The organism is Xanthomonas sp. NCPPB 2632 (assembly GCF_041228075.2).
Lineage (GTDB): Bacteria > Pseudomonadota > Gammaproteobacteria > Xanthomonadales > Rhodanobacteraceae > Luteibacter.
Genome location: NZ_CM192979.1, coordinates 676,244 through 688,873 on the forward strand (window position 1 = coordinate 676,244; position 12,630 = coordinate 688,873).

The following is a 12,630-nucleotide window of genomic DNA, read 5'->3' on the forward strand; positions in this document are numbered from 1 at the left end:
CCCATGCCCGCAACCCTTTCCCGTCAGCTTTTCCTGGTCTGGGTGCTGATCCTTGCCGGCTGCGTCGGCATGGCCGGTTTGCTGTTCGCCGCCTGGCAGCAGTCCGGCAGCATGCAGCTTGCCCAGGCGCGACAAACCCTGGACACCGATTGCGCGTCCCTGGTCGCCCGCTATAACGGTGCCAGTGCGGACGCGCGCTCGGAGTCGCTGGCCAACGGCCTTGCCAACGTCGTGGTGCAGCTGGTGCTGGCGGACCAGGACGGCATCGAGGGCGGCGTCTGGGACAATCGCACGGGTTTCGTCGCCTACGCCTACCCCACGTACCAGGGCTCTGGCAGCAAGTCCGACGTGCCGGACGCGGAGCGGGGCAACCTGGCGACGACGGCCGCAGCGGCCCTGTCGCGGCACGAGGCGGTCGGCTATACCCGTTCCGGGAAGCGCGAATCGCTGTTGATCGCCGCCTGCCCGATCGACGCGTACCGCGCGGGATGGACCATGACCCACCTGGCCCGTGCGCCGGGTCGCTCGTCCGGATTGTTCGCGGCGGCGGCGGGCGTATTGCTGGCCCTGGCGCTCGCTTCGGCCGGTGCGCTGGGCGCCATCATGCGGCGCTGGTCACGACGCTTTGCCGCGGTGGAGCACGCGCTGGCGCACAGCGACGCCATTCCCGACCTGCCGCGAACGGGCGCGCCCGAGCTGGATCGCCTGGGCGAGACGGTGGTGCGCTATGCGACCCGGCTGGCCGAGAGCCACCGCGAGGCGGCCACGCTGGCCAGTCAACTCAGCCGTCATGAGCGCCTGGCCTCGCTGGGTCGCATGACCGCCACCGTGGCGCACGAGATCCGCAACCCCATCGCCACCCTGCGCCTGGCGGCCGAGAACGCGCTGGCGATCACGCCCGAAGCCCTGTCCCCGACCACCCACGCCTCGCTGGACCTGATGCTGGCACAGGTGGGCAAGCTGGATGCCCTGGTGGAAACGCTGCTGCGCATGGTGCAGCCGGTGCGCGTGGAGCGCGCCGAGGTGGGCATCGCCGAGTGGGCCCGGCGCGTGCTGGCCGAACTGGGCGAAGGGCAAGCCGCCGTCGCACTGCGCCTCGGCGACGGGGCGACCACCTGGTCGCTCGATCCGGCGCAGATGGAGCGCGCGGTCGACAACCTGCTGCGCAACGCGCTGCGTCATCGTGCTACCGGCAGTACCGTGAACTGGTCCATCGAGACCACGGACGGGCGGCTGGTGATGATCGTCGCCAACGTGGGCGAACCCATGTCGCAGGAGGTTCGCGACCACCTGTTCGAACCCTTCGCCACGGACCGCATCGACGGTAACGGCCTGGGGCTGGCACTGGTACGCGATATCGTCGAAGCCCATAACGGAACCGTCGGCCATGCATGGCACGCCGGCCAGACCGCTTTTCGCGTGGAGCTGCCATGGCGCTGATCCTGCTCATCGACGACGATCGCGATTTCGGGGCGACGCTGGCTGTCACCCTGGGCTCGATGGGGCACGAGGTGATCGTGGCGACGGACGGCAGCGCAGGGCTGGCCATGCTGGCCGACTCGCCGGTCGAGCTCGCCTTCGTCGATTACCGCATGCCGACGATGGACGGCATCAGTTTTCTGCGCCAGCGGCAGGCGGATGCCCGCATCAGCGCCATTCCGGTCATCATGCTCACTGCTTTCGCGTCGGGCCAGAACACCATCGACGCCATGCGCCTGGGTGCGTTCGATCACCTCACCAAGCCGATCGGGCGTGCCGAACTGGCCGACATCGTGGCGCGTGCGCTGGCTTCCGGACAGCGGACCAGCGTGCCGGCCGTGACGGCCGACGACACCGAGCTGGCAGGGGGCAGCCAGGGGATGCGCCAGGTGCAGAAACGCATCGGACTGGCCGCCGCCAGCGACGTGCCGGTGCTGATCACGGGCGAGACGGGCACGGGCAAGGAACTGGTCGCGCGCGCCCTGCACCGGGCCAGCCCGCGCGCCGCACGGCCGTTCGTCGCGGTGAACTGCGCGGCCATCCCCGCCGACCTGCTCGAGAGCGAACTGTTCGGACACCGGCGCGGCGCGTTTTCCGGCGCCTCCACGGAGCGCGAGGGCTATTTTCGTGAGGCCGATGGCGGCACGCTGCTGCTGGACGAGATCGGCGACATGCCGCTGCCCATGCAGGCGAAACTGCTGCGTGTGTTGCAGGAAGGCGCCGTGACGCCGCTGGGCAGCAGCCAGCCGGTCCGTGTGGATGTCCGCGTGCTGGCCGCCACGCATCGCCGCATCGGTGACCTCATCGCGGCAGGCACGTTCCGAAGCGACCTGTTCTATCGCCTCAACGTGCTGCCGATCGAACTGGGCGCGTTGCGCGAGCGCCCCGAGGACATCCCGGCGCTGGCCGATCGTTTCCTCCAGGAAGACGGCCGGCCGGGCAAGCAACTCACGGAGGCCGCCCTGGCGCTGTTGCAGGCGTATGCGTGGCCCGGCAACGTGCGCGAGCTGCGCAACGTGATGGAACGCTGTCGCGTGCTGGTGGCAGGCCAGCGCATCGACGCAACGGATCTCGCGCCGATGCTCAACACGGCAGTGCCGGCCGCGACCATTACCGTCGATACCGATTCCGCGTCCGAAAGCCTGCCCGATGCCGTGGCACGCCTCGAGCGCACGATGATCGTCGACGCCTTGCGCGAGGCGCGTGGCAACCGTGCGGAGGCAGCCCGACGGCTCGGCATCCGGCGCCAGCTGCTCTATCGCAAGCTGGTGGATTACGGGCTGGAATGATGTCCTGCGGGCGGACATCCGAGTGTCCCGGAAAGGGACATCGCCGCCGGCACCCGACGCGCACGGCCGCGCCGCAGGGCGTTCCCAGGGTTGGCACGGCGCATGCATCGACCTGATGCGGCCTCCCCACCGCACCTCGGAGTCGAACATGAAAACTCGCGTTCTTTCCTTCGCCATCCTCGCCGCCTGCGCAGGCATGACGGCAGCCGCCGCCACCGTCGCTCCGTCGCCCGCCGCGCCCCGGCCCGTCACGGCAGCCCAGGCCCAGCCGCCGGCACCGGATCAGGCCGCACCGCTTCCGCCGCCGCCCCCGCCGCCGATGGCCTCGTCCCAGCGCAGCGTGCAACTGAACGGTCGCATCGCTCGCTTCCTGGTCAACCCCAACGGTGAGGTGGACGGCGTGCTCCTTGCCGACCACACGCAGGTCGATTTCCCGCCGACCCTCGGCGCGTCGCTGACCGCCAAGGCCAGGACGGGCGACCGTCTCGACATCGACGGTTTCCGGGTGGGTACGTTGCCGCTGATCCGCGCCGCGTCGCTCGGCCTGCCCAATGGCGACAAGCTGGTCTATACGCCGCCCGCCGTTCCGCCCGCACCGCCGCTCCCGCCGGCCCTCCAGCCGATGGACGCGCAGGGTCGCGTGACCCAGGCACTGCTGGGGCCCATGGGCGAGGTCAACGGCGTGGTCCTCGATAGCGGCCCGATCGTGCGGGTGCCGCCGCCGGCTGCGGTGGACAACCCCTTGCTGCAACCGGGCGCCCGCCTGAGCGCCAAGGGTTTTGGCGTGGAGTCGCCCTTCGGCAGGGCCATTCAGGCCACGGCGATCGGCGCTTCCCCCGGTACCGAGCAGCCGCTGGTGCCGCCGCCGCAGCCGGGTCAGCTCCCGCCGCCGCCCGCCCCCCCGGCGCCGGCGCAGACGGTGCCGGGTCCGGCCAACACGGTGGGCATGGTTCCGCCGCCCGTCCGCTGAGCCGAGCACCGCGTTACACGGCCGCCCGTTTTACGGGCGGCCGTCCTGCTTTCCCTTTTTACTGGAGATACCCATGCATCATCTCGACCCCGATCGCCTGCCGGTGATCCGCGGCGCCCTGGACCGTTTCCTCCTCAACGGTCACGGTCTCATCGACGGCCTGTTGCTCGATGACGGCATGGAGGTGCACACGCCGCCGCACCTTTCCGCCGCGATCGAGAAAGCCATCAAGCCCGGCGCGACCATCGAGGTGCGTGGCGTGGCGCTGCGTGACGTCGATCTCGTGGTGGCCGTCGCCATCGACCCGCCCCGCGGCAAGCGGATCGTGGACGAGGGTCCCGCCAAGGGGCACGACAAGCCGAAAGTGGCCGATGACGGTTCGCGCTGGTCGTACGAGGGCACCGTGGAGCGGTTGCTGCACGGCCCCAAGGGCAACGTGCACGGCGTGCTGCTGGACGATGGCGTGATCGCGCGCATTCCGCCCCATGCCGCCGATGCGCTGTCGAAGCATCTCGTGGTCGGCCGTGGTATCGGCGTGGAAGGCCGCTGGCTGGATACGCCGCACGGTGCGGTGATCGAAGTAGAAAGCCTTGGCAAGGATGCGGGCTCCGTGACGGCGTTGCCGAAGAAGCCCAAGCCCAAGCACTGATCCAGCCGCTTCCGCGCCCATGAAAAAGGGCGGCGCGTCGACCACCTCGGGGGTGATCGGCGCGCCGCCCTTTTTTATCGCCTCAGCCGCCCTGCATGGCCGCTTCCGGCATGCGCACCGCACGGGCCCGGCTCGGGAACGCGTGCCGCACGATGCGCCAGATCACCTGGCCGAACTGTTTCGGCAGCGAGCCGGTGTTGTAGTGCTGGCCGTAACGCGCGCAGATCTGCTTCACTTCCACTGCCATGGCCGCGTAGCGGTTGGCCGGCAGGTCGGGGAAGAAGTGGTGCTCGATCTGGTGGCTGAGGTTGCCCGACATCACGTTGAGCAGCTTGCCACCGGCGATGTTCGACGAGCCGCGCAGCTGGCGCAGGTACCAGTGGCCACGGGTTTCGTTGCGGATGGTTTCCTTCGGGAACACTTCCGCATCGGCGGTGAAGTGGCCGCAGAAGATGATGACGAAGGTCCACACGTTGCGCATGCCGTTGGCCACCATGTTGCCCAGCAGCACCGGCAGGAAGAACGGGCCCGCCAACAGCGGGAACACCAGGTAATCCTTCAGCAGCTGGCGGCCCATCTTGCGGCCGACCGGACGAAACGCCCGGCGCAGTTCGGCGCCCTTCATCTTGCCGGCGAACCAGCGGCCCACGCGAAGGTCCTGGATCGCCACGCCCCACTGGAACAGCAGCATGAAGACCACCGCGATGAACGGCTGCATCAGGTAGAACGGGCGCCAGCGCTGTTCCGGGAAGATGCGCAGCAGGCCGTAGCCGATGTCGTCGTCCATGCCGCGCACGTTGGTGTACGTGTGGTGCTGGAAGTTGTGCGTCTTGCGCCAGGCATCGCCCGTCGCGACGATGTCCCATTCGTAGGTCTTGCCGTTGAGCTTCGGGTCGCCCATCCAGTCGTACTGGCCGTGCATCACGTTATGGCCGAGTTCCATGTTTTCCAGGATCTTCGACGCACCCAGGCACAGCACGCCCAGTATCCATGCGGGCACCAGAACGGCATGCACGAAGGCACCGAGGAAGAGCAGGGCGCGTCCGGCGACGCCGGTCCAGCGCACGGCGGCCACGATGCGGCGGATATAGCGTGCATCGCGCGCGCCGACATCGGCGGTGACGCGTGCGCGCAGGGCGTCCAGTTCGTCGCCGAACGACTGCAGCTCGGCAGCGGAAAGAATGCGGTTGGTGATACGGGCCATGTGATTTCCTTAGAGGTCCAGGACCAGATCGGTGCTCGGCGCGCTGACACACAGGCGCACCTGGGTCGACGGTTCGCCGTTGTGCATGCCGGTCAGCGTGTGCCGTACCGTGCCGGACTCGCGTCCACAGACGCAGGTGTTGCAGATGCCCATGCGGCAGCCGTGCGCGGGACGAAGGCCCTGCGCTTCCAGGCCTTCCAGCAGCGACCGGCCGCGGGGGAGGGTAAGGGTGCGACCGCTGCGTGCCAGATGGACCTGGACCTCGCCTTCCTCGCCGTCGACCAGGGCCGGCGCACTGAATGCCTCGGCATCGAATCGCGCCACGTAGCCGTGCAGCCGCGTGCGCGCCGCCTGGACGAAACCACCCGGACCGCAGGCCAGCACATGGCGCGTGGCAAGGTCATCCACCGAGGTCAGCGCGATGGCGTCGATGCGCTCGTCGGGGGCGTTTTCATCACGCGTCAGCAAGGTGCGCACCCGCAGGCGCGGGTGCGCGGCGGCCAGGGCCTGCAACTCGTCCACGAAGCAGAGTTCGTCGCTCTGCCGGGCCCAGTACATCAGGTCGACCTTGACCGGCATGCCCTGTGCGGCCAGTGAGCGGACCAGCGCCCGCATCGGCGTGATGCCGCTGCCGGCGGCCAGCAGGAGCAGGTCGTCGCGCGGAGCGGGGAGGGTCATGTCGCCGAACGCCTGGCCGAGCGTGACCACGTCGCCGATCCACGTCTTGCGGGCCAGGTGGCCGCTGACCACGCCGCCCGGCATGGCCTTGACCGTGATGGCCAGCGTGCCGTCGTCCAGGGGCGTGGGGCTGTAGCTGCGGACCAGCCGGCGACCTTCTATCTCCACGCCGACGTTGACGTGCTGACCCGGAAGCATGCCGCGCCAGTGGCGATTGGGCCGCAGTACCAGGGTGACGGCATCCCGGCCGGCCGGCGTGCGCGAGAGAACGCGTGCCATGGGCTGTTCGAGGGTCCACAGCGGATTGAACCGCGTGGCCCAGAAGTCGAACAGGGCAGGGGACACGGCGCGCCGGACAGCGCGTTGCAGGCGGGGTGACTTCGGAACGGGGAGGGCGTTCATGCGTTCACTATACGCCCATGTTTACGAATGTCTATACAGTTGTGCAGTGACGAGGGGGGAGTATGATCGGGTCTTGCCCGCCATCGCCGCCTCATGACCTCGATCATCCTCACTCCGTCCCTGGCCAATCCGACGCCGCCACGCAAGGTCGGTATCGCCCGTGAGGACCTGCTGGCCGCCGCGCTGAAGCTGATCGGCCCCAACCGCGGACTCTCCACGGTCAGCTTGCGCGAGGTGGCCCGCGAGGCCGGTATCGCCCCGAACAGCTTCTATCGTCAGTTCCGCGACATGGACGAGCTGGCCATCGCGCTCATCGACCTGGCTGGCCGATCGCTGCGCACCATCATCGGCTCGGCCCGCGAACGCGCCACGTCCACCGATCGCAGCGTCATCCGCGTCTCGGTCGAGACGTTCATGGAGCAACTGCGCGCCGACGACAAGCTGCTGCATGTCCTGCTGCGCGAGGGGGCGGTGGGCTCGGACGCCTTCAAGCAGGCGGTCGAGCGCGAACTGATGTACTTCGAGGACGAGTTGCGGGTCGATCTCATCCGCCTTGCCGCCGCGGAACGCGCCACCCTGCACGAGCCGGCACTGGTGTCCAAGGCGATCACCCGGCTGGTCTTCGCCATGGGCGCGATCGCCATGGACCAGCCGCCCGAGCACGATCCGCAGGTGATCGAGCAGATCGCCAAGATGCTGCGGATGATCATCACCGGATCGCGCGTGCTGGACCAGGCGGCCGGTTAGATCCCTTCTCCCGGCTGACGAATCATCCACACGGTGTGGCCGATGATCGCGCGGTCTCATTCCTCAGCTGCCGCCAGGGTCCGCCATGTCCGAAACCATCTTCGAAGCGTTGCGCGAAAGCCACGCCACCCAGCGCTCCCTCGTGCGCAAGCTGCAGCGCTCGGAGCCGGGCCCCCACCGCGTGGAGTTGTTCACCGCCCTGCGTATCGAACTGGCGGCACACGAGGCGGCCGAGGAACGCTACCTCTACGTGCCCATGCTGATGGACGATCGGGGGCTGCATTCGTCCCGCGACGCCCTGGCCGATCACCACAAGATGGACGATCTGATCGAAGAGATGCAGACACGCAGCCACGCGGGCCGTAGCTGGACGGCCAACCTGGCGAAGCTCTCGGACGAGCTGCACGACCACCTGCGCGAAGAGGAGAAGATCTTCTTCCAGCTGGCCGGCAAGATCCTCAGGGAGACGCAGAAGACTTCCCTGGCGAAGAAATACCGTAAGGATTTCGCCGGGCACGAGAAGCGCCTGCGCGCCGAGTGACCCGTGACATCGCCGCCGGCACCGGCCCGCGGCGATCCGGCAAGCTGCCGGTTTGCCTCGTATAGCTCATGATGTGACCATCGTGGACTTTCAGGGACAGGAGAGTCCGTTGCTCAAGACACTTATCTGGCGACCGCTGCATCGACTTGTCGACTTCGTTTCGGGCTCGGCCGTGGGTGGCCTTGTGCTGATGGGGTCGGCGGCGCTCGCCATGGCGGTGGCCAACTCGCCCTGGGCGCCGGCGTATTTTGCGGCGTTGCATGCGATGGTCGGGCCACTGAGTGCCCTGCACTGGATCAATGACGGCCTGATGGCGGTGTTCTTCCTGCTGGTGGGCCTGGAGATCAAGCGCGAGTTCATAGACGGCGAGCTGGCCTCCAACCCGCTGCGTGTGCTGCCGGGGCTGGCGGCATTGGGCGGGATGATCGTGCCCGCGGCGATCTACCTCCTGGTCAATCGCGGCGATGCCGAATCCATGCGCGGCTGGGCCATTCCCTCGGCCACCGACATCGCCTTCGCGCTCGGCGTGGCCGCCTTGCTGGGTAGTCGTGTGCCGGCCTCGCTGAAAGCCTTCCTCGCCGCCCTGGCGATCATCGACGACCTGGGGGCGGTGGTCATCATCGCGGTGTTCTACACGCCGGGTTTGTCCACGCTCTACCTCGGCCTCGCCGTGCTGGCAGTCGTGGTCATGGCGCTGATGAATCGCCTCGGCGTCGCCCGCCTGTGGCCCTACCTGCTCGTGGGAGCGGTGCTGTGGGTGCTCGTGTTGAAGTCGGGCGTGCACGCGACGCTGGCCGGCGTGGCGACGGCGCTGTGCATTCCCCTGGCCGATCGCCAGGGACGCCTGCCCTCGGACGACGACTGCACCCATTCGCCGTTGCTGCGCCTGGAGCATGCCTTGCACCGGCTGGTCCCGATCACCGTGCTGCCTTTGTTCGGCTTTGCCAACGCCGGCATTTCCTTCGCGGGCGTGGGGCTGGCGCAGTGGCTGGCGCCCACCACGCTGGGCGTCGGTCTGGGGTTGCTGCTGGGCAAGCTGGTGGGCGTATTCGGTGCGGCATGGCTGGCGATCCGGCTGGGCTGGGCGCGGATGCCGCGGGCCGCGTCGCGCATGCAGCTGTTCGGCACCGCCTTGCTGTGCGGCATCGGCTTCACGATGAGCCTGTTCATCGGCATGCTGGCGTTCCCCGATCATCCCGACTACCAGGATGAAGTGAAGCTGGGCATCCTCGCCGGTTCGCTGCTGGCGGGGCTCGCCGGCTGGATCGTGCTGCGCATGGCACCCGCCTCCACGGAAGCGGCGGTGGACGGCTGACGCCGTGCTGCCTTGTGCCTCGCGGTATGCTCCGGGGTCACCGTTCACCCCTTAGAAGGAGCCTTTCGTGGCCGATCGCAAAGACATCGAATGCTGGCTCACCGACATGGACGGCGTGCTGGTGCACGAGAACAAGGCCTTGCCGGGCGCGCCGGAACTGATCCGGCAATGGCGCGACCAGGGTAAGCCGTTCCTGGTGCTGACCAACAATTCGATCTTCACGCCGCGCGACCTCAGCGCGCGGTTGCGCACCTCGGGCATCGACGTGCCGGAAGATCAGCTGTGGACCTCGGCGCTGGCGACGGCGGCTTTCCTCAAGGCGCAGTCGCCGGGCGGCTCCGCGTTCGTCATCGGCGAAGCGGGCCTGACCACGGCATTGCATGAGGCCGGTTTCATCATGACCGATACGGCACCCGACTACGTGGTGCTCGGCGAAACGCGCACGTATTCGTTCGAGGCGATCACCAAGGCCATTCGCCTGATCGGCGCGGGTGCTCGCTTCATCGCCACCAATCCGGACGTGACCAGTCCCAGCGCCGAGGGGCCGCTGCCGGCGACCGGTGCGGTGGCGGCGCTCATCACCAAGGCGACGGGTAGGCTGCCTTACATCGTCGGCAAGCCGAACCCCATGATGTTCCGCTCGGCCATGAATAAGCTGGGCGCGCACTCGCACAACACGGGCATGATCGGCGACCGCATGGACACCGACGTGGTGGCGGGCATCGAGGCCGGCCTGCACACGGTGCTGGTGCTGAGTGGCATCGCCGATCGGGCGGAAGTGAATCGTTATCCCTTCCGTCCGGCGGAAATCCTCGAATCGGTGGCGGACCTGCTCGAGGATTGAGGATCGCTTACTTCGACGGCTTGGCGGCGTCCACGGGAGCGGGCGCCTCCACCTTGGGCAGCGTCATCTTCTGGCGCTGGGTATCGATGCGGCGCTCGCGGGCCGGCAGATCGAGTTTCTGCGGCTTGCCGCTGGCCAGGGCCTCCATGATGCCCTCGACGATCAGCACGTCGATCAGGCCTTCCTGGCCGTCCGGCTCCGGGTCTTCGTTGCCCAGGACGCATTCGGAGAAGTACTTCAACTCACCGCCGAACTGGTCGGTGGCCGGCGGTGCCAACGTATGCTTCATATCACCGACGCTGACCGTCTGCTCCAGCGACTCGCCGTAGGTGAAGCAGGGACGCATGTGGACGCTGCCCTTGGTGCCGGCCGCGTAGAACGCGTCCACGGCGTGGCCGTAGTACGACACCGAGAACAAGGCCACCCGATGGCCGGGGAAGCGCAGCGTCACCGCCACAGTGTGATCGAAGTCGCCCAGCCCCGAGTCCGGGTGCCGCAGCCCCACCGCCGACACCACCTCGATCGGATCGGCATCGAACACGTAGCGCGCGGCGTTGATGGGGTAGGGCGCCATGTCGAATACCGGGCCGGCCTTCGCGCCGTTGGTCGCACGATGGTTCGTCGGATCGACCATCTGGGCGAACGTCGCGCTGAAGGTGTGCACCTGGCCCAGTTCACCCGAACGGATGCGGTCGATCAGCGATAGCGTGGACGGCTCGAAGTGGAGCCGGTAGGCCACCATCAGCTTGGCGGTGGATGCGGCCGCCGTCGCCAGGATCTCGCGGCTGGCCTCGCTGCTGATCTCCAGCGGCTTCTCCACCAGCACGTGGATACCCGCCTTGAGCGCGGGAATGACGAACTCGGCGTGCCGCCAGTTGGGCGTGGCGATGTACAACGCGTCGATCTTGCCGGAGGCGAGCAGCTCGTCGAACTGGTCGTAGCTGTAGACGCTGTCGATGCCATACCGCTCGGCCACCTTGGCCGCCTTCGCCGTGTCGCTGCTGACCAGCGCGGTGACGACGGAGTTACCCGTATGGTCCACGCCGGGCAGCATGGCTTCCTGGGTGATGTCGCCCAGGGCGACGAAGCCGTAGCGGACCTTACGGTCGGTCGGGGTGGCGTTGGTTGCGGACATCGGATGCTCCTGGAAGATCGATGCACCAGTATGGAATCGCGGGTGTTCACGGCACGTGGTAGCCAGGCGAACGAAATCGTGAAAACGTGCCCCGAACGGCAGCCTACGTTGCTTCCACGCGGCGACCTGCCAGAATGGCGCGTCCCGGAGAAGCCCATGTCCCACGCGCCCGCCCCCAAGTTGCCCGCTGCGGCGGAAGCCCGTCGCCTGGCGGCGCTGTCGTCGTTCGGCATCCTCGATACGGAAAAGGAATCCCCTTTCGAGGACATCGTCCGGATCGCGTCCTATGTGTGCCAGGCGCCGATCTCGGTGGTCAACCTGATCGATGCGGAGCGGCAGTGGTTCAAGGCGGAGATCGGGCTGGGCGTACGCGAGACGCCGCTGGACACCTCACTGTGCGCCCATGCGATCCTCGAGCACGATCTGCTGGTCGTTCCCGATACCACGCGGGATAGCCGGTTCGCCTTCAACCCGCTGGTCACCGGCGAACCGGGACTACGGTTCTACGCCGGGGCGCTGCTCAAGACCGCGGACGGCCTGCCGCTGGGCACGGTATGCGTCCTGGACACGAAGCCGCGCACGCTCGACGACTTCCAGCTCGACACGCTGCGCCGGCTGGCCCGGCAAGTGATGACCCAGCTGGAACTGGGCCGCATGCTGCGTCGCTCGGAGCGTCGTGGCGATCACCTCGCGCGCCTGGTGGCGACCGCCGGCCACGACCTGAAGGCGCCGTTGCGCGCGGCGCTTTACGCGATCTCCCGTGTACGCGGCACGGTGCCCGACGACCAGCTCCCGCGACTGGACGGGGCCAGCGCCGACCTGCTCGGCATGGACCAGCAACTGAACCGCCTGCTGGCGGCCACGCGCGTGGATGCCGGCGGCGATACGGTGGAGCTGACCCCGGTGATGCTGGGCGACGTCTTCGACGCGCTGGACACCACCTGGCGCCGTGCGGCGCAGCGCAAGCGCGTGGCGCTGACGATCGAGCCCAGCACGGCGGTGGTGCTCGCCCACGGGCTACTGCTGGAGACGGTGCTGGGCAACGCGCTGTCCAACGCCGTGAAGTACACCCCCGACGGCGGCACGGTGCGCATGGCGGCGCGGGCCATCGACGGCAAGGTCATCATCGAGGTCGAGGACACCGGTTGCGGCATCGCGCCCGACAAGGTCGAGGAACTGTTCGCCGCATTCCGGCAGGCCGACCCGCAAGCCGAAGGCCTGGGCCTGGGCCTGTGGCTGGTGCGGCAAAGCGCGGACGCACTGCGCGCGGAGGTGCGGATTCTCCCGCGTGAGGGTGGCGGTACCTGTTTCCGGGTGGGTCTCGACCAGGTGTCCGGCCCCGCGGCCACCGAGGCAGCCTGAGGCCGCCCTGCGTCG

The 12,630-nt window shown here is 68.2% G+C and carries 12 protein-coding genes; 9 read left to right on the forward strand and 3 right to left on the reverse strand.

Annotation, left to right across the window (positions count from 1 at the left end):
- Positions 1-3 precede the first annotated feature (3 nt).
- The 4 genes from AB8808_RS03015 to AB8808_RS03030 all read left to right on the forward strand — a co-directional run bounded on the left by AB8808_RS03015 (position 4) and on the right by AB8808_RS03030 (position 4,387).
- The gene (locus AB8808_RS03015; RefSeq protein ID WP_369926621.1) at positions 4-1,440 is read left to right on the forward strand and encodes a sensor histidine kinase; all 1,437 of its coding nucleotides are present in this window, start codon (positions 4-6) and stop codon (positions 1,438-1,440) included.
- Complete coding sequence (locus tag AB8808_RS03020) at positions 1,431-2,768, forward strand: sigma-54-dependent transcriptional regulator (RefSeq protein ID WP_369926623.1); 1,338 nt, start codon at positions 1,431-1,433, stop codon at positions 2,766-2,768. Before AB8808_RS03015 ends, AB8808_RS03020 begins: the two co-directional genes overlap by 10 nt.
- Before the next feature lie 148 nt (positions 2,769-2,916).
- On the forward strand, positions 2,917-3,738 hold the full coding sequence (locus tag AB8808_RS03025) for a hypothetical protein (protein ID WP_369926625.1): 822 nt from the start codon (positions 2,917-2,919) through the stop codon (positions 3,736-3,738).
- A 73-nt stretch (positions 3,739-3,811) separates the two neighbouring features.
- A complete protein-coding gene (locus tag AB8808_RS03030) occupies positions 3,812-4,387 on the forward strand; it encodes a hypothetical protein (protein WP_369926627.1) in 576 nt (191 codons plus the stop codon).
- 82 nt (positions 4,388-4,469) lie between these two features.
- On the opposite strand, the gene AB8808_RS03035 is transcribed toward AB8808_RS03030, so the two are convergent.
- Together AB8808_RS03035 and AB8808_RS03040 are read right to left on the reverse strand one after the other, a co-directional pair.
- Complete coding sequence (locus tag AB8808_RS03035; protein ID WP_036137782.1) at positions 4,470-5,591, reverse strand: fatty acid desaturase family protein; 1,122 nt, start codon at positions 5,589-5,591, stop codon at positions 4,470-4,472.
- A 9-nt stretch (positions 5,592-5,600) separates the two neighbouring features.
- On the reverse strand, positions 5,601-6,671 hold the full coding sequence (locus tag AB8808_RS03040) for a ferredoxin reductase (RefSeq protein ID WP_369926629.1): 1,071 nt from the start codon (positions 6,669-6,671) through the stop codon (positions 5,601-5,603).
- Positions 6,672-6,764: 93 nt separating this feature from the next.
- On the opposite strand from AB8808_RS03040, the gene fabR reads away from it, so the two are divergent.
- The 4 genes from fabR to AB8808_RS03060 all read left to right on the forward strand — a co-directional run bounded on the left by fabR (position 6,765) and on the right by AB8808_RS03060 (position 10,118).
- Entirely contained in the window at positions 6,765-7,418 is a 654-nt protein-coding gene (gene fabR / locus AB8808_RS03045) for an HTH-type transcriptional repressor FabR (RefSeq protein WP_369926631.1), read from the forward strand.
- 85 nt (positions 7,419-7,503) lie between these two features.
- Entirely contained in the window at positions 7,504-7,959 is a 456-nt protein-coding gene (locus AB8808_RS03050; RefSeq protein WP_369926633.1) for a hemerythrin domain-containing protein, read from the forward strand.
- Between the two features lie 109 nt (positions 7,960-8,068).
- Positions 8,069-9,274 (forward strand): Na+/H+ antiporter NhaA, encoded by a 1,206-nt coding sequence (nhaA, locus tag AB8808_RS03055; RefSeq protein ID WP_369926635.1) that lies wholly within the window; start codon positions 8,069-8,071, stop codon positions 9,272-9,274.
- A 67-nt stretch (positions 9,275-9,341) separates the two neighbouring features.
- A complete protein-coding gene (locus AB8808_RS03060; protein ID WP_369926637.1) occupies positions 9,342-10,118 on the forward strand; it encodes an HAD-IIA family hydrolase in 777 nt (258 codons plus the stop codon).
- 7 nt (positions 10,119-10,125) lie between these two features.
- Here AB8808_RS03060 and AB8808_RS03065 read toward each other — a convergent pair whose 3' ends face one another.
- Positions 10,126-11,253 (reverse strand): Gfo/Idh/MocA family protein, encoded by a 1,128-nt coding sequence (locus AB8808_RS03065; protein ID WP_369926639.1) that lies wholly within the window; start codon positions 11,251-11,253, stop codon positions 10,126-10,128.
- A gap of 156 nt (positions 11,254-11,409) precedes the next feature.
- On the opposite strand from AB8808_RS03065, the gene AB8808_RS03070 reads away from it, so the two are divergent.
- The gene (locus AB8808_RS03070) at positions 11,410-12,615 is read left to right on the forward strand and encodes a sensor histidine kinase (protein WP_369926641.1); all 1,206 of its coding nucleotides are present in this window, start codon (positions 11,410-11,412) and stop codon (positions 12,613-12,615) included.
- Positions 12,616-12,630: the final 15 nt, after the last annotated feature.